The organism is Coprococcus hominis (ex Arizal et al. 2022), assembly GCF_040094675.1.
GTDB lineage: Bacteria > Bacillota > Clostridia > Lachnospirales > Lachnospiraceae > Coprococcus_C > Coprococcus_C hominis.
On sequence record NZ_JBBNHG010000031.1, the window covers coordinates 95,195 to 113,829 of the forward strand.

The following is an 18,635-nucleotide window of genomic DNA, read 5'->3' on the forward strand; positions in this document are numbered from 1 at the left end:
ATAATCAAGTTTTATCTTGTACAATTTAATGTTTATTCTGCGTCTGTTTTTTGTCCCGGCTATGTCGGTTTTCATATTCCTCATACGCATTGACGATTCGCTGCACAAGCGGATGCCGAACAACATCCTCACTTGTAAACCGTATCACAGAGATCTCATCAATATTATGCAGGACACGAAGTGCCACTTCCAGACCTGACTGCGCATCCTTCGGCAGATCCTTCTGGGATAGATCTCCGGTAATAATTGCTTTGGAACCAAATCCGATACGCGTCAGGAACATTTTCATCTGCGCCGGCGTCGTATTCTGTGCTTCATCCAGCACGATATAGGCGTTGTCCAAAGTTCGTCCACGCATATACGCAAGCGGTGCTACTTCAATCAGTCCTTTTTCCATATTTTTCAGGAATGCTTCCGCGCCCATAATCTCATATAACGCATCATACAATGGGCGTAAATATGGATCCACCTTGCTTTGCAGATCCCCTGGCAGAAATCCAAGCTTCTCTCCAGCTTCAATCGCCGGTCTTGTCAGGATAATCCGGTTCACTTCATTATTCTTAAATGCTGTGATTGCCTTCGCCATCGCCAGATATGTTTTTCCGGTTCCTGCTGGACCAACACCAAACACGATCATATCCTTGTCAATGGCTTCCACATATTTTTTCTGTCCCAATGTTTTCGCCTTAACCGGCTTTCCATTTGTTGTATGACAGATAATATTCGAATCTGCTGCAAGCGTCGATACGGCTTCTTCCTCGCCAGTTCTTGACAATGATATCGCATAATTCACATTCTGATCAGTAATCTCTTCCCCTTTATCTGCCAGAGCAACTAACTGTTCAATTACTGAAACTGCCCGTTTCACGCTGCCCTCCGAGCCTGTGATACGCAGCTTATCATCCCGTAAAACCACCGCTACATGATATGCCTTTTCCAGATTCTTGATATTGCGGTCGAACTGTCCGAACACCAGCTGAATCTGATCTGCAGGCACTGTAATTGTCTCATAATATGCACTCATAACTGTTCCTATTCCTCATTTTTCTGAATCGTCTCTTCCGGGATTACAAATGTCTCCGGCGCACCAATGATTTCCCTTACAACCAGTATTCCCGATGCAAGACATTCTCCATCTTTACACTCTATTGTAACATTATTTTCTAGTATTTCCACCCCTTTTTTCTTGAGGTCTGCAATATAAGTCTGCAACAGCTGTTCCTGCTTTTTGCGTGCCTCTTCCTCAGTATAAGTCTTTGTCTCATAAATCGGCTGATAATACTTTGTGACAGTCACAGAAAATGGCAGATAATATGCTTTTCCTATATGAAACGTATGCGTGGTGGATACCTGTTCATAACCGTCTACCAACTTTGGCTGATGCAGCGTTTTCACCGAATTTCCAAGCTGGATCGTTATTCCTGTCTTTTTCTTTTTCCCCTGTCTTTTCTGTGTATAATCAAGTGGAAATGCCTGTTGATACTGATACTTCGTCTGCGCATATACAATACCATCTGCCGCCACATAATTCGTCTCGATCAATTCTTCATATTCATTATAGATGTTTACAACTCCAGTAATCAACACATCCCCTTTTTTTACTTCATCGCCAGGATTAACCAGCTTTGTTCCGCTCTTGGCAAGCAGATCAAGCACAATGCCGTCCTTGACTGCCACTATATTGCACGGTGTATCAAACGTCGTTACTTCTTCCTTTTCTACCGTTTCCACAAATCGGACAACCAACCTGGTTCCCTCTACATCACAAGTGATCCATGCGATCTGGTCATACTGCATCCGCAATGTTTTTTCCAGTTCAGCAATCGAAATTGCCGCCCGTTTTGTCCCAATCGGCACGAGTGAATCACTGATATACGTCACGATTTCCTCCTCTGTATAGATAGATGTTCCCTCCACATCTATATGCCAGATAAAAAGAGATGAATAAAAAACGATCCCGGCGCACACCATCAGACTGACAACAAACGCCACCCGCTTCTTATACTTTCGTAAAAATGGATACAAGCCTGTCTCTGTTACAATACTACAGCTAACCTGACATTTCTCCTGCAGCTTCTGGACAGTCTTCCATGCTTTGTACGAGATTGTTGCAAATACCCCGGTCTTATCCATGATTACATCCGTAAACAAAATATCATTATGCTTACAGATGTTCAAAAAGCGTTCTACTTCCCAACCGGTTATATGAATGACACAGCGGTATGCACAAATATCCGACCATTTACGCATGCTTCTCTGCCTCCTCCACCTTCCATCGCACAGCCGCAATATCACCACGAACCGTGATCTCCGCTCCATCGAACGATGCAATCCGAAGTGCATTTCCTTCAATGACGAGCATATTTTTCTTACATCGAAGCAGGACCTGCGTTGTGTCAAAGCTGACAATCTGTCTATACCCATCCACATGTACACATGTCTGATCGTAAAAATGCACCTGCGTCATATTCCATCTCCGAACAGCTTTTATTTCCAATATATGCTTGTGGCGCTCTCATTATGATGTATCCAAAAATTTACACAATAAAAAAGGTGCTACTAAAATAGTAACACCTTAATGTCTGTATTATTTGAACTTGCGCTTTCTAGCTGCCTCAGACTTCTTCTTACGCTTTACGCTTGGCTTCTCGTAATGCTCTCTCTTACGAATCTCCTGCTGAATACCGGCTTTCGCACAGTTTCTCTTGAATCTACGAAGAGCGCTATCTAAAGTCTCATTCTCTTTTACGATTACGTTTGACATACTTCTCTCACCCTCCCTCCAGTTGTAAAATATCTCGTGTTTGTGCGTTTCATAAACAACTGTTTGGGTATTTACCAAATTGCACAAGTTAGATTATAACACATAAATCAAATTCGTCAACCAAAAATTGAAATTTATTGTCACGAATTTACATTTTTTCTTATTTCACTTCATCTCTGCTTGAGAAGATGTGATCGATCAAGCCATATTCAAGTGCCTGATCCGCCGTCATCCAATTGTTACGATCGGTATCCCGCTCGATTTCTTCCATGGACTTACCTGTATTCGCACTTAAAATACGATTTAAACGTTCCTTTGTACGAAGGATATTATCCGTTGCAATCTTCATATCCGTTGCCTGATTGTGTCCTGGAAGTCCACCCAATGGCTGATGGATCATAATCTCGGAATTTGGAAGCGCAATTCTCTTTCCCTTTGTACCACCAGCAAGAAGGAATGCACCCATGCTGGCTGCCATACCAACACAGATTGTTGATACGTCACACTTGATATAGTTCATTGTATCGTAGATACCAAAGCCGGCAGATACAGATCCGCCCGGGCTGTTGATATAGAGGCTGATATCCTTGGAAGGATCCTCAGACTCCAGAAACAGAAGCTGTGCGATAACCAGACTTGCAGTTGTATCGTTTACTTCATCTGCCAGAAAGATAATTCTCTCCTTTAACAATCTTGAATAAATATCGTAAGCGCGCTCGCCTCGGCTCGTCTGCTCTACGACGGTAGGTACTAATGCCATATTATGTTCCTCACTTTCTATTTATGTCAAAAATCTATGAAAGCTGTGCTTCAGCTTCCTTTACACCAGCTTCCAATGCATCCTTGATGCCTGCCGGGTTCTTACCACCTGCCTGTGCCATGTTTGGACGGCCACCACCGCCACCACCGACCATCGGTGCAATCTTCTTGATAATATTTCCAGCATGCGCGCCAGCCTTCACTGCATCATCCGTTGCCATCACAATCAGGTTTACCTTATCTCCCATGTCGGAAGCTAAGATGACTACGCCAGATGCAATCTTTGTCTTCATCTCATCACCGAGATTACGGAGTGCATTCATATCAACACCACTGACAGATACCGGAAGTACCTTGTAATCTCCAACAGAAACAACGTCAGACAATACATCGCCAACAGCCGCCTTTGCCATCTTATCTTTGAGCTTCTGGTTCTCAGACTGTAACTGCTTGATCTCTGCAAGCATGCCTTCGATCTTCTCTACAAGGTTAGCAGGCTCTGCCTTTGCAGCAGCACTTGCCTGTTTCAATGTATTCTCTAAGTTATGATAATATGCAAATGCACCGCGGGAAGTAAGTGCCTCAATACGACGAACACCCGCTGCAACACCCGCCTCTGACACGATCTTGAATGTTGCGATCACGCCTGTCTTTTCTACATGTGTACCACCACAAAGCTCGATAGAGAAATCGCCCATATTGACAACTCGTACCGTCTCGCCATACTTCTCACCAAAGAGTGCCATTGCCCCTGTCTTCTTTGCTTCCTCCAGGCTCATAACCTTTGTTACAACCGGAAGATCCTCAGCGATTTTCTCATTGACAATAGCCTCTACCTGCTCAATTTCTTCCTTGCTGAGTGCCTGATTATGTGTAAAGTCAAACCGGAGACGATCCTGATCTACATAGGAACCTGCCTGCTCGACATGTCCACCGAGAACTGTCTTCAATGCCTTCTGCAGCAAATGTGTTGCCGAATGGTTCATACAGGTATGCAGACGCTTATCTGCATCAACAGAAAGCTTTGCTGTATCAGAAAGCTTGATCTCACCATTTTCTACATATCCAATATGTGCGATCTTACCACCGACAACCTTGATCGTATCTTTGACGATGAACTTACCAGTTGCTGTCTCGATCACACCGGCATCGCCGCACTGACCACCCATAGTCGCATAAAATGGTGTCTCTTTGACAAGAATGGAACCATTTTCACCTTCGGAAAGGCTGTCTACGACTGCATCTTCGCCTGCGATTGCCACGATCTCAGATTCGTGTGTCAGTCTGTCATAACCAACAAACTCGGTTGTGATTGCAACATCAATCTGCTCATAAACTGTCGCATCGGCACCCATATAGTTGGTTGTCTTTCTTGCTTTTCTTGCACGCTCGCGCTGTTCCTGCATACAAGCCTTGAAGCCTTCCTCATCTGCAGCAAATCCGGACTCTTCCAGAATTTCGACAGTCAGATCAAGAGGGAATCCATAAGTATCATACAGCTTAAATGCATGCTCGCCAGAAAGAGTTTTCTCTCCCTTTGCCTTCATATCTTCTACATAACCGTTCAAGATAGAAAGTCCCTGATCAATCGTCTTGTTGAAGTTTTCTTCCTCTGTATTTAACGTTGCAAAAATATGCTCCTGCTTTTCAGCAAGTTCCGGATAAGCATCCTTGGATACTTCGATTACTGTCTTGGAAAGCTCTGCTAAGAAAGCTCCCTTGATACCAAGCAGTCTGCCATGTCTTGCTGCACGGCGAAGCAGACGGCGAAGCACATATCCTCGTCCTTCATTTGACGGCAGAATACCATCGGATGTCATAAATGTAACCGAACGGATATGGTCAGTGATAACACGGATGCTGACGTCTGTATTTGCGTCTTCTTCGTATGTAACACCTGCCATCTCGCAGACCTTGTCACGAAGTGCCTTGATCGTGTCTACATCAAAGATAGAATCTACGTCCTGTACGACAACTGCCAGACGCTCGAGTCCCATACCTGTATCAATATTCTTCTGCTCAAGCTCTGTATAGTTGTTGTGTCCATCGTTATCAAACTGGGTAAATACGTTGTTCCATACTTCCATATAACGGTCACAGTCACAACCGACTGTACAACCCGGCTTGCCGCAGCCATACTTTTCTCCACGGTCATAATAAACCTCTGAACATGGACCACAAGGGCCTGCACCATGCTCCCAGAAATTGTCTTCCTTGCCAAAACGGAAGATACGGTCTTTGTCTACGCCGATTTCCTTGTTCCAGATATCGAACGCCTCATCATCTTCAAGATAAACCGATGGATACAGACGGTTCTTATCGAGTCCGACAACCTCAGTCAAAAACTCCCATGTCCAATGAATTGCATCGTGCTTGAAGTAATCACCAAATGAGAAGTTACCAAGCATCTCAAAGAATGTACCATGTCTGGCTGTCTTACCTACATTCTCAATATCACCGGTACGAATACATTTCTGACAGGTTGTCACACGTCTGCGTGGTGGAATCTCCTGTCCTGTAAAATAAGGCTTTAACGGTGCCATACCAGAGTTGATCAAAAGCAGGCTGTTGTCATTGTGTGGGATCAGCGAAAAGCTGTTCATCTTCAAATGTCCCTTGCTCTCAAAAAACTCCAAAAACATCTTACGCAATTCATTCACGCCGTAATTTTTCACGTCAAATTTCCTCCTGATTTTTCACATCTTTATTCTTACGGATTTTCTTTCCTACCATAATTCCAAGACCTGCACATACAAGCATTGACAGGAACTTAATCACATAAACCAGCAACTCACTCCATACATGTATCATAGTTTACCCTCCACTTAGTCATCTTTCAACATATTTTTGAAAAAGCAGCTTCGGCTTCCTGTATGGCAGGCAGCTCCTATCTGCTCCACACGTGCAAGAATCGTATCATTGTCACAGTCAAGATACAGACTCTTCACATATTGATAATGTCCACTTGTCTCGCCTTTTAACCACAGGCTCTGTCTGCTCCGGCTAAAATATGTCATAAGCCCAGTCTCTAACGTTTTATTATAAGATGCTTCATTCATATATGCAAGCATCAGTACATCTCCAGTCACGTCATCCTGTACGATTGCCGGAATCAGTCCCGCTTCATTTAACTTAAATTCCGAAAAGGGAATCGCAGCTGTAAGCGGCTTGTAGCCAATTTTCTTGTCTTCCATTGTCGTTTTATCCTCCTGCATGCGCTTATAAGCTTCCTTTTGTCGAAAGCACCTGTCCGGAAAGCCGGCTGTCATACTGTGTTGCCTCATCCAGTGCCTTTGCAAATGCCTTAAACGCCGCCTCAATGATATGATGGTCATTGGAACCAGCAAGCTGTTTGATATGCAGATTCATCATAGCTGAATAGGAAACAGCATAGAAGAATTCCTTTACCATCTGTGTATCAAAATATCCAACCTGTGGTGTGGAAAGATCCAGATCATACACCAGATATGGACGACCGGACAGATCTAATGCGGAAAGCACCAGTGTCTCATCCATCGGAAGCATGAAAGAACCAAACCGCTTGATTCCCTGCTTATCACCGACCGCCTTTGCAATCGCCTGTCCAAGCACGATTCCGGTATCCTCGATTGTATGGTGGCTGTCCACGAATAAATCCCCGGTCACCTTGCAATTCAGATCAAAAAATCCGTGTTTTGCAAAGCTGATCAGCATATGATCAAAAAATCCAATTCCTGTATCTACCTTTGCATAACCGCTTCCATCCAGATTTAATTCCATCTGGATATCCGTCTCATTTGTCTTTCTTGATACAACACCTACACGATTTGCCATATGCGATACCCCCTGTTATTTTTCAAAACGAACTTTGATTGAATTTGCATGTGCAGTCAGATACTCTGCCTCTGCAAAATCAATGATATCCTCATGAACGGCTTCCAGTGCTTCTCTGGAATAGTAAATAATGCTGGATTTCTTAATAAAGTCATCTACCGAAAGTGGTGAGAAGAACTTTGCAGTTCCGTTCGTCGGAAGCACGTGATTTGGTCCGGCAAAATAATCGCCAAGTGGCTCGGAAGAATAACTTCCAAGGAAGATGGCTCCCGCATTCTGAATCCGTGTCATCGTATCGAACGGATTCGCTGTGACAACCTCCAGGTGCTCACTTGCGATCTCATTGACCGTATCAATCGCATCCTGCATCGTATCCGCAACCAGAATATATCCATAATTATCCAGAGATTTCTGAATGATATCTTTTCTGGATAATTCCTTTACAAATCCATCGACTTCCTCGCTGACCTTCTTTGCGAGTTCCTCGGAAGTCGTAACAAGAATGGCAGATGCCATCTCATCATGTTCTGCCTGGGAAAGCAGATCTGCCGCTACATATCTTGCATTAGCAGTCTCATCAGCAAGTACCATGATTTCACTTGGACCGGCAACCGAATCGATGCTGACATGTCCGAATACACAACGCTTTGCGAGTGCGACAAAGATATTTCCAGGTCCTACGATCTTATCTACCTTCGGAATGGATTCGGTTCCATAGGCAAGTGCAGCAATCGCCTGTGCGCCGCCAGCCTTGTAGACCTCATCCACGCCGGCTTCCTTTGCCGCAACCAGAGTTGTCGGATACACCTTTCCCTCTGCGTTACAAGGCGTTGTCATTACGATCTTGCCTACTCCCGCAACCTTGGCAGGGATAACATTCATAAGCACGGAAGATGGATATGCAGCTTTACCGCCCGGTACATACACACCAACCTTTGCAAGTGGTGTTACCTTCTGTCCAAGCAGTGTTCCGTTGTTTTCAGAATCAAACCAGCTGTACTGCTTCTGTTTCTCGTGGTATGTGCGGATGTTCACAATTGCCTTGCGGATTGTCTCCAGAAGCTTCGCATCCACCTGTGTATACGCTTCTTCGATTTCTGCCTCTGTCACACGTACATTATCCGCATTGATCTTCGCATGATCGAATTTCTCTGTATATTCAAATAATGCAGTATCCCGTCTGCTGTGGATGTCATTGACGATATTCTTCACTGTTTCCTCATAGCTCCCATAATTATCCGGGCTACGCTTCAGGAGATTCGTCAAAATATCCTTCTTTGTATCTTCTGTCAACTTAACAATACGCATCTTAAAAGCCTCCTTATGTACTACATATACTTACTGCACTATTTCTAGTGAATAATCTCATTTAAATCATTTAACAGCTTCCGGATTCTCTCATGCTCCATCTTGAGACTCACCTGATTGACAACCACGCGCGCAGAAAGCGGACAGATTTCCTCCAAGACTTCCAGTCCATTTTCCCGCAATGTCGAACCAGTCTCCACGATATCTACAATCACCTCAGACAGATCCACAAGCGGTGCCAGCTCCACCGAACCATTTAGCTTGATAATCTCAACCGTCTGGTTTTTCTTCTCACTAAAATAATTCTTTGCAATATTCGGATATTTACTCGCTACACGGATAATTTCATTTTTGGAAAGCAGTTCCCGAGCAGATGCCGGTCCGCAAACGCACATCCGGCACCTGCCAAAACCAAGATCCATAACCTCATACAGGTTACGGCCTTCCTCCATGATCGTATCCTTTCCAACCACGCCGATATCCGCAGCACCATACTCCACATAGGTTGGTACATCCGATGCCTTTGCTAAGAAAAAACGGATTTTGTGCTCCTCATTTGTAAAAATCAATTTTCTTGTATCCGGGTCCTTTGCCTCTTCACAGGTGATGCCCATCTGTTCAAACATCGCGAGTGTCTTCTTGGCAAGACGTCCCTTTGCCAGTGCAAATGTTAAATAACGCATAGTCTCTCCTTAATATTCTGTAATCTTGTCCGCAGCCTCAAAGTAACACAATTTTGCAAAATGCATCTTATGTGCATAATCAATATATTCCTGCAGATCATGTCGTCTGGACATCCGGACAAGCTCTACCTTCTGATCTTCCGCACGCAGCTTACATGCATACGCGATTGCTTCCTTCTGGTCTTCCTCCTTGTACAGGACAAGTACATTGGAATAATCAAGTGCAACGTCAATCTTATTTCTGGCGATCGCACTCATCAGATCATCGACATAAATCGCGAATCCAACGGACGGAGCCTTCTTGCCGAACTTCTCCATCAGGCTGTTGTATCGTCCACCCTTGACGATTGCATCACCGGTTCCGTATGTATAACCGCGGAACACGATTCCGGTATAATAATTAAAGCGGTTGATCATGGACAGATCAAAGCTCACATATTTTTCATATCCATAGCTTGTAAGTGCGGTATATACCTTCCGCATACGGGCAATCGCTTCTAATGAAGCTGCATTTGTCACAAGCTTTTCTGCATGGTCAAGCATATCCAGCCCGCCAAACAGACTCTCGAAGCTCTTCAGTGCCGTCTTGCGTTCTTCTGGAATTTCCAGTGTATTCACAAACTCTGTGAGTCCAAAGAAATTCTTTGAATGAATGTATTCCTTGATGCGCTGTTCTGTCTCATCATCCAGACCAGCCTCTTCAATCATGCCCTTGAAGAACTCCACTTCACCGATCTCAATCTGGAACTCCTTTAAACCCGCTGCAAGCAGACAATGAATCACACAGGCAATAATCTCCGCATCGGCAGCAGAACTGTCATCGTTAATCAATTCTCCACCAATCTGTGTAAACTCAGAAAGCTTTCCCTGATGCTGGTGTGTATTTAAAAATGTATTTCCTGCATAACACAGGCGGATCGGAAGCTGTTCTTCCGGATAATACTTTGCCACGCTCCGGGCAATACTCGGTGTGATATCCGGGCGTAACACCAAAGTGTTATTGTTGCGGTCAAAGAATTTATACATTTCGTTCGAAGCCGCAGACCCCTTATCCATATTGAAAATATCAAAATATTCAAAGCTTGGTGTATCAATATCCTGATAACTGTAAAGTTCTAACACATGATGAATCTGTGAAATTACTTTCTTTTTCTTCTTACACTCGGCATCATAGATATCCCGGACGCCTTCGGGTGTATGTAATAACTTTTCGTTCAAAACCAGCTCTCCTTTTATATCTCATTTCTAACGACATACAAAGTCTAGGATATTATACTCCATTTCTATCGAAAATTCAAAGTTTTTCCAATGTTTTTTCGTTCAGGCAGAAAAGTAGAACATTTGTTTGCATTTTTTTATATTCTATGCTATCATAAATACAGTTTTTAAATCAAAAGAAAGGGGATATGTTATGGCGAATCGAAAACTGACTGATAAGCAGCGGGAAATTCTGGAATATCTGAAGGAATGCATCTTACAAAAAGGGTATCCACCTGCCGTACGCGAGATCTGCGAGGCAGTTCATTTAAAATCAACCTCTTCGGTTCATGCACATCTGGAATCATTGGAGGAAAAAGGATATATCCGCAAAGATCCAACGAAGCCACGTGCGATTGAGATCTTAGATGATGAGTTTAATCTTGCAAGAAGAGAAGTCATCAATGTACCGATTGTTGGTACTGTCACCTGTGGCGAACCAATTCTTGCAGAGCAGAACATTCAGGGCTACTTTCCAATCCCACCGGAATATCTGCATGCAAATGGCAAGAATACATTCATGCTGAAGGTCAAAGGCGACAGCATGATCAATGCCGGCATCTTCGATGGCGATTTAGTTATGTGTGAGGAAGCACAGACAGCAAGAAACGCGGAAATGGTCGTTGCTCTGATTGATGATTCAGCAACTGTAAAAACTTACTACAAAGAAGCCGGTTACTACCGGTTACAACCAGAAAATGACACGATGGACCCAATCATCGTTCAGGACGGAGAACTCCAGATTCTCGGAAAGGTCATCGGATTGTTCCGTACGTTCTAGGAATGGTTGCCCGTATACAATCAATATTGGTCACACTACATAAAAAAGACAGATTCTAACTTTGAGGTGGTACCTCAAAATATGGAATCTGTCTTTTTTTCATGCATCAGATTAACTGAATATAAAATCGCAGTAGATACCCTGCTTATCTTCCTTACATGTAATGAACCGGTACCGTACACATCTGCCCTCGTTAAAGCGTACATAAAAGGACGAATACGGACTTGCAATCTTCCCCTGCAATTCATGAAAAACTGCCGCCGCGCGATCCACAGAAAACGACTCTAATTTCATGTCAATCGCAAATTGTTTGAAATGTTCTGTGACCGAAAAACTCTTAATCTCTTTTATACTATTCACAATGTCACAAAGTCTTTGCTGCAGTTCCGGTCCCGTTTGTAGCTGAACCTTGCTCATGTATGCATTCATGATCTTATACATAGCAGGTACTCCATTTCTCTTTAGTATTTTTGCTTATCCGGTATACGGTTATGTATCTCTTTGAACTCATCAAAATGCTGGATGAATAATTTGACAACCTTCGGATCGAAACTCTTGCCCGATAAACGTATAATCTCATCAAATGTATCTTCCAACGACCAGCCCTTCTTATAGTAACGGTCAGAGGTCAGTGCATCAAATACGTCACATACCGCCATCAAACGGCTGATATAGGCAATCTCTTCACCCTTCATACCGAGATATCCGGTACCATCCCAGCGCTCATGATGTTCCTTTGCCAGAATACACGCCAGATGCATCAGTTCACCCGGGCATTTCTCCAGAAGTGCCTCACCGTATAAGACATGGTTCTTCATAATCTGGTATTCTTCATCTGTCAGCTTATCCGGTTTATCAAGTATTTCTTCACTGATCATCAGCTTACCGATATCGTGCATCATGGATGCTGTCGATACCATCTCCACATATTCATCATCAAATCCAGACGCTTTCGCCAATACCCGCATATAGGCGGCAACTCGCTTGATATGCTCTCCGGTGAACTTCGATTTACTCTCACTAATCTCGGCGAACGAGAAAATAAGGCCTGTCTGGTTATCCTGCATCGTAACTGCCATATTGATTGCAGAGTTAATCATCATGGAATTTCGCTGTACGATGAAATATGCTGCAACGGAAAGCCCGAATACAACCACGATCTGTGGAACGACATAAGACATCATAACCTCTTCAAATGACTCACATGGAAATCCGATAAATACATCCGAAAACCGGAATGCAAAATAATTCGAACCAACAATGCCGCACGACATCAGAAGCGACGCAAACAGCACCAACGTCTGATTGTAATAAAGCGATGCCAGAAGGATCGGGAATAACATAATCGGATATGCATACGTCGATAAAAGTGTCAGCATCAGTGTCGCAATCAGACAGACACAAATAATAACGATATGCTTCGTCACAGGTGCATGATCAAATTTTAATATGTTGATGATCAGCGTTGGAATCAACGCAATAAAAATTGCAGACGCAAAGAATACGATCAGTACAGATTCATCCATATCCGTACCAAAATAACAATAAACAAATGCAAGCGCAAGAATCGCCACGATCACACGCATACATCTGGCAGAAATCTGATTAACTTTACTGTAATTATCCTGGATCAGTTTTTCCTTATTATTCAAATTAATACTCCCCCAGTCGTAAAAGCTCTCCATCCCTCCAAATATTATCTAAATCATAGAAGGATCTCTCTTTTTCTGAAAATACATGAATAATTATATCATAATAATCCAGTAAAATCCATCCTCCATTTGCATATCCTTCCCGATTTTTCATTTCGGCTCCGGCTTCCCGCATCGCATGCTCCACATTGTTGCACATTGCCTGCACCTGATTGCGGTTGGAACCATCTGCAATTACGAGATAATCACACATAGAAGAAATCTCGGATATCCGAATAACACGAATATCATTGCCCTTCTTATCATCAAGTGCCTTTACAATTGTTCGAAGATATTTATTTTCACTCATACCCTGTCTCCTTACAGTTCCATGTTATGCACAACATAAAAATCATAGGTCTTCTGTGTCATATAATCCATCTCAGCGGTCGTCCGGTTCAGATAATCAAGTGTATTCTTCAATATATGGATCACGCACGCATCCAGATCCGTAAATGCCTCTTTGCGGATTTCCTCCATCTCCGGGAGCATCTTCCGGTTCGGTTCAATATAATCGGCGACAAAGATAATCTTATCCATCAGTGTCATGTTCGGGCGTCCGGTTGTATGATATGTGATCGCATCTAAGATCACCTGATCAACCACATCGTATTTGTACCGTGCATAATACGCGCCAAGCTTCGCATGCAGCATATCCGGATTCTTCTCCTCATATTTGCTGACCGGAAGTCCGTGCTTTCTCGCTTTCTCGAGCTTCGTCTTCGTCGGCAGTCCTTTCGCACAGTCATGCAGCAGTCCTGCTATACGCGCCTTTTCCACATCTTCTCCATGCACCATTGCCAGACAGGCAGCCGTATACTCGACACCAAAAGAATGTGTCAGTCTGGTCGCACTGATCTTGCCCTTCAATCTTGTTATCATTTTGTCTCTTGTCATCATATCTGTCTTCTCCCAGCTTCCTGCTTATAAAGTGCATGTGCTTCTATATACTGTAATACATCGTCCGGTACAAGTCCCTGTATAGATTCTCCCTTAGCAATCCGCGCCCGTATCTCACTTGATGAAACCGGAACCGGCGGCATCGCCACATAGGATATGTGAAACGCCGGATACTTCGTACAAAACCTGCGGATATATGTCTCGATCGTATCCCGTTGTTCCCCTCTTGCAACAACCAGAATCTCACACAGATTCGCCAGTCGTTCAAATTCATACCACTTGTGTAACTGAAACAGCGAATCATCACCGATCACAAATTCGATTGTAAGCTTCGGATACAGCTTCTTTAACCGGGTAAATGTATCCACGGTATATGTGTATCCATCCCATTTTAATTCAAAGTCACTGACCGAAATCTTCGGGATCTGTGCCATCGCCAGCCGGAGCATATCCATCCGCATGCTTCCATCCACAATCGCAGCTTCCTCCTTGTATGCCGGAATATGATTCGGCATACAGACAAGCTGATCTACTTCCGGACGTGCCTTTAAAACCGCCTGCGCAATCGCCACGTGACCGGCATGTACCGGATTAAATGTTCCTCCGAGAATCGCGATTGTATGAAATTGTTCGAATCTCACATCTGCCATCTTATTCCGGGAGAACGATTTTCGGATCTTTCTTTCTCTTCTTATACAACACGATCTTCTTGCCGATGACCTGTACAACCTGGCTGTGTGTACGCTCTGCCATCACAGCCGCGATTTCCTTCGGATCATCGAGGCAGTTCTTCAGAACACCAATTTTCACCAGCTCACGCTTTTCTAATGCTTCACTGACTGCTGTGCAGACCTCCGGTGTAAGGCTTGACTTTCCGATATTCATGATCGTATCGGCATTCATTGCCAGACTCTTCAGATAAGCTCTCTGCTTACTTGTCATATTCTTTCCTCTTTCCTTTTAATGATTTAACGATAATAATCAAACTCCAGACCATACAATCTTACGGTGTCTCCCTCTTCGATACCAAGATCTTCGAGCATCTGTAAGATTCCATTGTCCTTTAAGAATCTCTGGAAGAACGCAAAGCCCTTCTCAGACTCCAGATTCGTATAACCAAGCATCTTCTCGATCCGAGGACCTTCCACAAGGAATACATGCTCCTCTTCCTCAGACTTTGTCACCTCAAATGGCAGCTCCGGATCATCCATGAACTCTACATCCATCTCCGGTGCAAACTCAATTACCTCATCCGGTGCTTCCTTCACTAATTTATTTACATACCACAGCAGTTCTTCGACACCCTTGCCGGACACTGCTGATATCGGGAATACTTTGATTCCCTTTGGTTCATATTCGTCCTTCAATAACTGGATCACAGTCTCGTAATCCTCACCGTACAGCGCATCACACTTATTTGCGGCAATTACCATCGGCCGGCTTGCCAGCTCTTCATTGTACTGACGCAGTTCCTTGTTGATTGCTTCGATATCCACGATCGGATCTCTGCCCTCCGTCGATGCCGCATCAACAATGTGGATCAGCACCTTTGTACGCTCGATGTGACGTAAGAATTCAATTCCCAGTCCAACACCTTCCGATGCACCTTCAATAATACCCGGAATGTCCGCAATTACAAAGCCCTGCTTTTCTCCAAGATCGACCACACCGAGATTCGGATTGAGTGTTGTGAAATGATAGTTTGCAATCTTCGGTTTTGCATTTGTCACACGGGACAGGAATGTGGATTTACCAACATTCGGGAATCCAACTAATCCAACATCTGCGATCATCTTAAGCTCTAAGGTTACCCAGAGCTCTTTCGCCGGTTTTCCCGGCTGTGCATACTTTGGTGCCTGCATGACCGATGTCACATACTGACGGTTTCCTTTGCCGCCTCTGCCGCCTTTTAGCAGCGTCACAGGCTCTGTCTTGTTCGACATATCCAGAATTACTTTTCCAGTTTCTGCATCCTTTACGACGGTACCTGCCGGAACCTTCAGGATAATATCCTTTCCGTTAGCACCATGGCAGTTTCTTTTTCCGCCTTCTTCTCCATCCTGTGCCACATATTTACGCACATGACGGAAATCTGTAAGCGTATTTAATCCGGGATCTACCACGAAGATAACATCGCCGCCATCGCCGCCGTCGCCGCCGTCCGGACCGCCATCCGGCACATATAATTCCCGGCGAAATGACACATGTCCGTCGCCGCCTTTTCCTGATCTTATAAATATTTTCGCTCTATCTGCAAACATGGGACGCCCTCCCTCATAAATACGATTACCAAATTAACTCATAAATCCAGAAAAAGCCGGGATATAACTCCCGGCTCTTCTAGTGCTTTCTTACTCAGCTGACTCTACAGGGTATACAGAAGCCTGCTTCTTATCTCTACCCTTTCTCTCGAAACGTAAAACACCATCTACAAGTGCAAATAATGTGTCGTCTCCGCCGATACCAACGTTCACACCAGGATGAATCTTAGTTCCACGCTGTCTGAATAAAATATTACCAGCCTTTACAAACTGTCCGTCTGCTCTCTTGGCGCCGAGTCTCTTAGACTCTGAATCTCTACCGTTCTTAGTAGAACCAACACCCTTCTTATGAGCAAAGAACTGTAAATCCATTCTTAACATAGTCGTTACACCTCCTTGTAGTGTACTTGCAAATACTTCTTTCCGTATTCCTTCTCGATATTGGAAAGCCCCATATCCAAGGCACGGATCAATAATTGTCCTTGTTCATCGCTGTCCGATGAAAATTTGAATTTTATGCTTCCGGATGAATCCTGCTCGCATGCACACACATTCTCTGTGAGTGCATCCACCGCATTCACGGTATTGATGACAAGCGCTGATACCGAAGCACAGATAATATCTTTGCCTGCGTTCTCATAGCCTGCATGTCCGCTTACCGAAAATCCACGGTAAGTCTTATCCGAATACATATAAAACACTGCCTGTATCATAGTTTCAATTAAGCGTTGATTGCTTCAATCTTAACCTGAGTAAACGGCTGTCTGTGACCCTGCTTCTTATGATAGCCAGTCTTTCTCTTGTACTTGTAAACAACAACCTTCTTACCCTTACCTTCGCCAAGAACAGTTGCCTTTACAGAAGCGCTCTTGCAAGCATCTCCACAAAGTACATCTTTGTCAGTATTCACTGCAACTACGTCGAATGATACCTCTGAGCCTTCCTCAGCATTAAGCTTCTCTACCTTAATGATATCTCCTTCAGCTACCTTGTACTGCTTTCCGCCTGTTGCTATAATTGCGTACATATGGTTTCCTCCTATTATCATTACTCGCCAGTTTCGGTGCTGCATGATTGCAGACTTGTACCCCACTGTGCGGCACACTCGTATATATTAGCATCTGATTGTATGCTTGTCAACACAAAAAATATAATATTTTGTAATTTTTTATGTTAACCTATTTGATTTCTGAAAATACCTCGTGCAATGCACGTTTTCCTTTTTGTCTTGTCAGCTCGACAAGTCCAAGCTTCGTCATATCCACCACAGTTGTCCGGACCGGATCAGTGCGTACATATTCTGCCAGATTCTTCATAAGCTCATGATTATGACTTTCTTCCTTCATGTTGATGAAATCAATCATCACAATTCCGGAAATATTACGCAGCCGGAGCTGCCTTGCAATCTCCTTTGCCGCTTCGATGTTAATCTTCAGGAACTGCTCCTCCGCATTTTTCCCTTTGATTGACTTGCCGCTATTGACATCGATCACCGTCATGGCTTCCGTCGGCTCGATTACCAGATATGCCCCGGACTTTAAGTATGCGCGCTTCGAAAGCGTCTTCTCAAGCAGACTTGCAAGCGAATACCGAAGCGTAAGTGTATATTCGTCCGTATAGAGTGGGATCTCCGAGATTGCTTCCGTCACCTCTGGAATATCGGTCACGATCTCCACATCCTGCAATGCATGCATCCGCCGGATATCTTTGATATATTCGACCTCCGTGTGGTACAGGCAGGTATATTGTGTTGCATACTCGGACTTCTTCATAATCGAATAAAGCAGTCGTGCCTGTCCTTCGATTTCCCGCGTAATCGCAGCATCCTCCGCATGCTCTGCCTGCGTCCGGATAATTCCACCAAGTGTAAGCTTTTTTATCCGCTCGATCTCTGCCACATTTCCTTCTGCCAAATAGAACTGCGCATCCTGCTCTGCTATAAGCAGGTTCTGCATCAAAGTCTTTAATTCCTTTTTTCTTGCACTATCTGTAATCTTGGAAGAAACTCCGACAGGTGCAAAAAGCGTCGTTACCGCGTAATCTCCCTGCAGGGAAATATCTGTCGTCACCGCATAACGTTTTGTCTTGATCTTATCACGCACGACCTGCACCGTCACGAGATCACCGACCTTTAATTTCTCCCCGTGGTAATCATCCATCGACAGATAACAACTCTCGCCCTTTTTGATATCCACGAACGCCGCATTGATGTTCGGCGATAGATTCGAGACTCGCGCCCGGTAGACATTTCCAAGGATACTGTCCGCCTCATAACACCGGATCTCCATCGCTTTTCCATCCTCGAACAGGATTCCAAGCTTCTTCTTATTCCATTCTGTAAATACAAACTGCTTCATACTCTCTTATCTGCTTCCCACATCATATGTCACCACGCGTCAGCGTGATGACCTGCGCACG

The 18,635-nt window shown here is 44.1% G+C and carries 23 protein-coding genes and 1 pseudogene; 1 reads left to right on the forward strand and 23 read right to left on the reverse strand.

The genetic code is table 11. From position 1 onward, the window contains the following. Positions 1-25 precede the first annotated feature (25 nt). The 12 genes and pseudogenes from AAAT93_RS06055 to hisZ form a co-directional block, all read right to left on the reverse strand. Positions 26-1,024, reverse strand: a complete 999-nt coding sequence (locus AAAT93_RS06055) for a PhoH family protein (protein WP_021985539.1) — start codon at positions 1,022-1,024, stop codon at positions 26-28. 8 nt (positions 1,025-1,032) lie between these two features. After that, the gene (locus AAAT93_RS06060) at positions 1,033-2,250 is read right to left on the reverse strand and encodes a sporulation protein YqfD (RefSeq protein ID WP_021985540.1); all 1,218 of its coding nucleotides are present in this window, start codon (positions 2,248-2,250) and stop codon (positions 1,033-1,035) included. Then, on the reverse strand, positions 2,243-2,467 hold the full coding sequence (locus AAAT93_RS06065) for a YabP/YqfC family sporulation protein (RefSeq protein ID WP_021985541.1): 225 nt from the start codon (positions 2,465-2,467) through the stop codon (positions 2,243-2,245). Before AAAT93_RS06065 ends, AAAT93_RS06060 begins: the two co-directional genes overlap by 8 nt. Positions 2,468-2,587: 120 nt before the next feature. Beyond that, a complete protein-coding gene (rpsU, locus tag AAAT93_RS06070) occupies positions 2,588-2,764 on the reverse strand; it encodes a 30S ribosomal protein S21 (protein ID WP_021985542.1) in 177 nt (58 codons plus the stop codon). A 160-nt stretch (positions 2,765-2,924) separates the two neighbouring features. After that, positions 2,925-3,524, reverse strand: coding sequence for an ATP-dependent Clp endopeptidase proteolytic subunit ClpP (clpP, locus tag AAAT93_RS06075; RefSeq protein WP_021985543.1), 600 nt, complete (start codon positions 3,522-3,524; stop codon positions 2,925-2,927). A 34-nt stretch (positions 3,525-3,558) separates the two neighbouring features. Continuing rightward, on the reverse strand, positions 3,559-6,198 hold the full coding sequence (gene alaS, locus AAAT93_RS06080) for an alanine--tRNA ligase (RefSeq protein ID WP_021985544.1): 2,640 nt from the start codon (positions 6,196-6,198) through the stop codon (positions 3,559-3,561). A gap of 1 nt (position 6,199) precedes the next feature. Then, complete coding sequence (locus AAAT93_RS06085; protein ID WP_021985545.1) at positions 6,200-6,334, reverse strand: hypothetical protein; 135 nt, start codon at positions 6,332-6,334, stop codon at positions 6,200-6,202. Between the two features lie 17 nt (positions 6,335-6,351). Beyond that, a pseudogene (gene hisI / locus AAAT93_RS06090) lies at positions 6,352-6,663 on the reverse strand (phosphoribosyl-AMP cyclohydrolase); the annotation flags it as partial. A 79-nt stretch (positions 6,664-6,742) separates the two neighbouring features. Then, positions 6,743-7,336 carry an imidazoleglycerol-phosphate dehydratase HisB gene (gene hisB / locus AAAT93_RS06095; protein WP_021985547.1) on the reverse strand — a complete coding sequence of 198 codons (594 nt, stop codon included), beginning with the start codon at positions 7,334-7,336 and terminating at the stop codon, positions 6,743-6,745. A 15-nt stretch (positions 7,337-7,351) separates the two neighbouring features. Beyond that, the gene (gene hisD, locus AAAT93_RS06100) at positions 7,352-8,644 is read right to left on the reverse strand and encodes a histidinol dehydrogenase (RefSeq protein ID WP_117780159.1); all 1,293 of its coding nucleotides are present in this window, start codon (positions 8,642-8,644) and stop codon (positions 7,352-7,354) included. 44 nt (positions 8,645-8,688) lie between these two features. After that, complete coding sequence (hisG, locus tag AAAT93_RS06105) at positions 8,689-9,327, reverse strand: ATP phosphoribosyltransferase (protein ID WP_227572816.1); 639 nt, start codon at positions 9,325-9,327, stop codon at positions 8,689-8,691. Positions 9,328-9,336: 9 nt separating this feature from the next. Continuing rightward, positions 9,337-10,545 (reverse strand): ATP phosphoribosyltransferase regulatory subunit, encoded by a 1,209-nt coding sequence (hisZ, locus tag AAAT93_RS06110; RefSeq protein ID WP_021985550.1) that lies wholly within the window; start codon positions 10,543-10,545, stop codon positions 9,337-9,339. 193 nt (positions 10,546-10,738) lie between these two features. On the opposite strand from hisZ, the gene lexA reads away from it, so the two are divergent. After that, positions 10,739-11,365, forward strand: coding sequence for a transcriptional repressor LexA (gene lexA, locus AAAT93_RS06115; RefSeq protein WP_021985551.1), 627 nt, complete (start codon positions 10,739-10,741; stop codon positions 11,363-11,365). A 111-nt stretch (positions 11,366-11,476) separates the two neighbouring features. Here lexA and AAAT93_RS06120 read toward each other — a convergent pair whose 3' ends face one another. The 11 genes from AAAT93_RS06120 to AAAT93_RS06170 all read right to left on the reverse strand — a co-directional run bounded on the left by AAAT93_RS06120 (position 11,477) and on the right by AAAT93_RS06170 (position 18,574). Next, positions 11,477-11,806, reverse strand: a complete 330-nt coding sequence (locus AAAT93_RS06120) for a hypothetical protein (RefSeq protein ID WP_021985552.1) — start codon at positions 11,804-11,806, stop codon at positions 11,477-11,479. A gap of 20 nt (positions 11,807-11,826) precedes the next feature. Further along, entirely contained in the window at positions 11,827-13,017 is a 1,191-nt protein-coding gene (locus tag AAAT93_RS06125; RefSeq protein WP_021985553.1) for an HD-GYP domain-containing protein, read from the reverse strand. Between the two features lies 1 nt (position 13,018). Next, positions 13,019-13,366 (reverse strand): ribosome silencing factor, encoded by a 348-nt coding sequence (gene rsfS / locus AAAT93_RS06130; RefSeq protein ID WP_021985554.1) that lies wholly within the window; start codon positions 13,364-13,366, stop codon positions 13,019-13,021. 11 nt (positions 13,367-13,377) lie between these two features. After that, positions 13,378-13,938, reverse strand: coding sequence for a bis(5'-nucleosyl)-tetraphosphatase (symmetrical) YqeK (yqeK, locus tag AAAT93_RS06135; RefSeq protein ID WP_349095534.1), 561 nt, complete (start codon positions 13,936-13,938; stop codon positions 13,378-13,380). A 14-nt stretch (positions 13,939-13,952) separates the two neighbouring features. Continuing rightward, positions 13,953-14,606, reverse strand: coding sequence for a nicotinate (nicotinamide) nucleotide adenylyltransferase (gene nadD, locus AAAT93_RS06140; protein ID WP_117780162.1), 654 nt, complete (start codon positions 14,604-14,606; stop codon positions 13,953-13,955). A gap of 1 nt (position 14,607) precedes the next feature. After that, positions 14,608-14,898, reverse strand: a complete 291-nt coding sequence (locus AAAT93_RS06145) for a YhbY family RNA-binding protein (RefSeq protein WP_021985557.1) — start codon at positions 14,896-14,898, stop codon at positions 14,608-14,610. Positions 14,899-14,924: 26 nt separating this feature from the next. Further along, a complete protein-coding gene (obgE, locus tag AAAT93_RS06150; protein ID WP_021985558.1) occupies positions 14,925-16,217 on the reverse strand; it encodes a GTPase ObgE in 1,293 nt (430 codons plus the stop codon). A gap of 90 nt (positions 16,218-16,307) precedes the next feature. Continuing rightward, positions 16,308-16,598, reverse strand: coding sequence for a 50S ribosomal protein L27 (rpmA, locus tag AAAT93_RS06155; protein WP_117780163.1), 291 nt, complete (start codon positions 16,596-16,598; stop codon positions 16,308-16,310). Positions 16,599-16,603: 5 nt separating this feature from the next. Next, positions 16,604-16,930: a ribosomal-processing cysteine protease Prp gene (locus tag AAAT93_RS06160; protein ID WP_118373560.1), complete on the reverse strand. Its 327-nt coding sequence runs from the start codon at positions 16,928-16,930 to the stop codon at positions 16,604-16,606. 8 nt (positions 16,931-16,938) lie between these two features. Further along, on the reverse strand, positions 16,939-17,244 hold the full coding sequence (rplU, locus tag AAAT93_RS06165) for a 50S ribosomal protein L21 (RefSeq protein ID WP_021985561.1): 306 nt from the start codon (positions 17,242-17,244) through the stop codon (positions 16,939-16,941). A 151-nt stretch (positions 17,245-17,395) separates the two neighbouring features. Beyond that, entirely contained in the window at positions 17,396-18,574 is a 1,179-nt protein-coding gene (locus AAAT93_RS06170) for a ribonuclease E/G (RefSeq protein WP_021985562.1), read from the reverse strand. Between the last annotated feature and the right edge of the window lie 61 nt (positions 18,575-18,635).

What these genes read in the sequence shown, in the direction of transcription:
- AAAT93_RS06085 (WP_021985545.1), bottom strand. Translation starts at nt 6,334, where the DNA reads ATGATACATGTATGGAGTGAGTTGCTGGTTTATGTGATTAAGTTCCTG.
- yqeK (WP_349095534.1), bottom strand. Translation starts at nt 13,938, where the DNA reads ATGATAACAAGATTGAAGGGCAAGATCAGTGCGACCAGACTGACACAT.
- AAAT93_RS06060 (WP_021985540.1), bottom strand. Translation starts at nt 2,250, where the DNA reads ATGCGTAAATGGTCGGATATTTGTGCATACCGCTGTGTCATTCATATA.
- hisD (WP_117780159.1), bottom strand. Translation starts at nt 8,644, where the DNA reads ATGCGTATTGTTAAGTTGACAGAAGATACAAAGAAGGATATTTTGACG.
- AAAT93_RS06065 (WP_021985541.1), bottom strand. Translation starts at nt 2,467, where the DNA reads ATGACGCAGGTGCATTTTTACGATCAGACATGTGTACATGTGGATGGG.
- rpsU (WP_021985542.1), bottom strand. Translation starts at nt 2,764, where the DNA reads ATGTCAAACGTAATCGTAAAAGAGAATGAGACTTTAGATAGCGCTCTT.
- lexA (WP_021985551.1), top strand. Translation starts at nt 10,739, where the DNA reads ATGGCGAATCGAAAACTGACTGATAAGCAGCGGGAAATTCTGGAATAT.
- AAAT93_RS06055 (WP_021985539.1), bottom strand. Translation starts at nt 1,024, where the DNA reads ATGAGTGCATATTATGAGACAATTACAGTGCCTGCAGATCAGATTCAG.
- rsfS (WP_021985554.1), bottom strand. Translation starts at nt 13,366, where the DNA reads ATGAGTGAAAATAAATATCTTCGAACAATTGTAAAGGCACTTGATGAT.
- rplU (WP_021985561.1), bottom strand. Translation starts at nt 17,244, where the DNA reads ATGTACGCAATTATAGCAACAGGCGGAAAGCAGTACAAGGTAGCTGAA.
- hisB (WP_021985547.1), bottom strand. Translation starts at nt 7,336, where the DNA reads ATGGCAAATCGTGTAGGTGTTGTATCAAGAAAGACAAATGAGACGGAT.
- AAAT93_RS06120 (WP_021985552.1), bottom strand. Translation starts at nt 11,806, where the DNA reads ATGTATAAGATCATGAATGCATACATGAGCAAGGTTCAGCTACAAACG.
- AAAT93_RS06145 (WP_021985557.1), bottom strand. Translation starts at nt 14,898, where the DNA reads ATGACAAGTAAGCAGAGAGCTTATCTGAAGAGTCTGGCAATGAATGCC.
- nadD (WP_117780162.1), bottom strand. Translation starts at nt 14,606, where the DNA reads ATGGCAGATGTGAGATTCGAACAATTTCATACAATCGCGATTCTCGGA.
- hisG (WP_227572816.1), bottom strand. Translation starts at nt 9,327, where the DNA reads ATGCGTTATTTAACATTTGCACTGGCAAAGGGACGTCTTGCCAAGAAG.
- AAAT93_RS06160 (WP_118373560.1), bottom strand. Translation starts at nt 16,930, where the DNA reads ATGATACAGGCAGTGTTTTATATGTATTCGGATAAGACTTACCGTGGA.
- obgE (WP_021985558.1), bottom strand. Translation starts at nt 16,217, where the DNA reads ATGTTTGCAGATAGAGCGAAAATATTTATAAGATCAGGAAAAGGCGGC.
- rpmA (WP_117780163.1), bottom strand. Translation starts at nt 16,598, where the DNA reads ATGTTAAGAATGGATTTACAGTTCTTTGCTCATAAGAAGGGTGTTGGT.
- clpP (WP_021985543.1), bottom strand. Translation starts at nt 3,524, where the DNA reads ATGGCATTAGTACCTACCGTCGTAGAGCAGACGAGCCGAGGCGAGCGC.
- AAAT93_RS06170 (WP_021985562.1), bottom strand. Translation starts at nt 18,574, where the DNA reads ATGAAGCAGTTTGTATTTACAGAATGGAATAAGAAGAAGCTTGGAATC.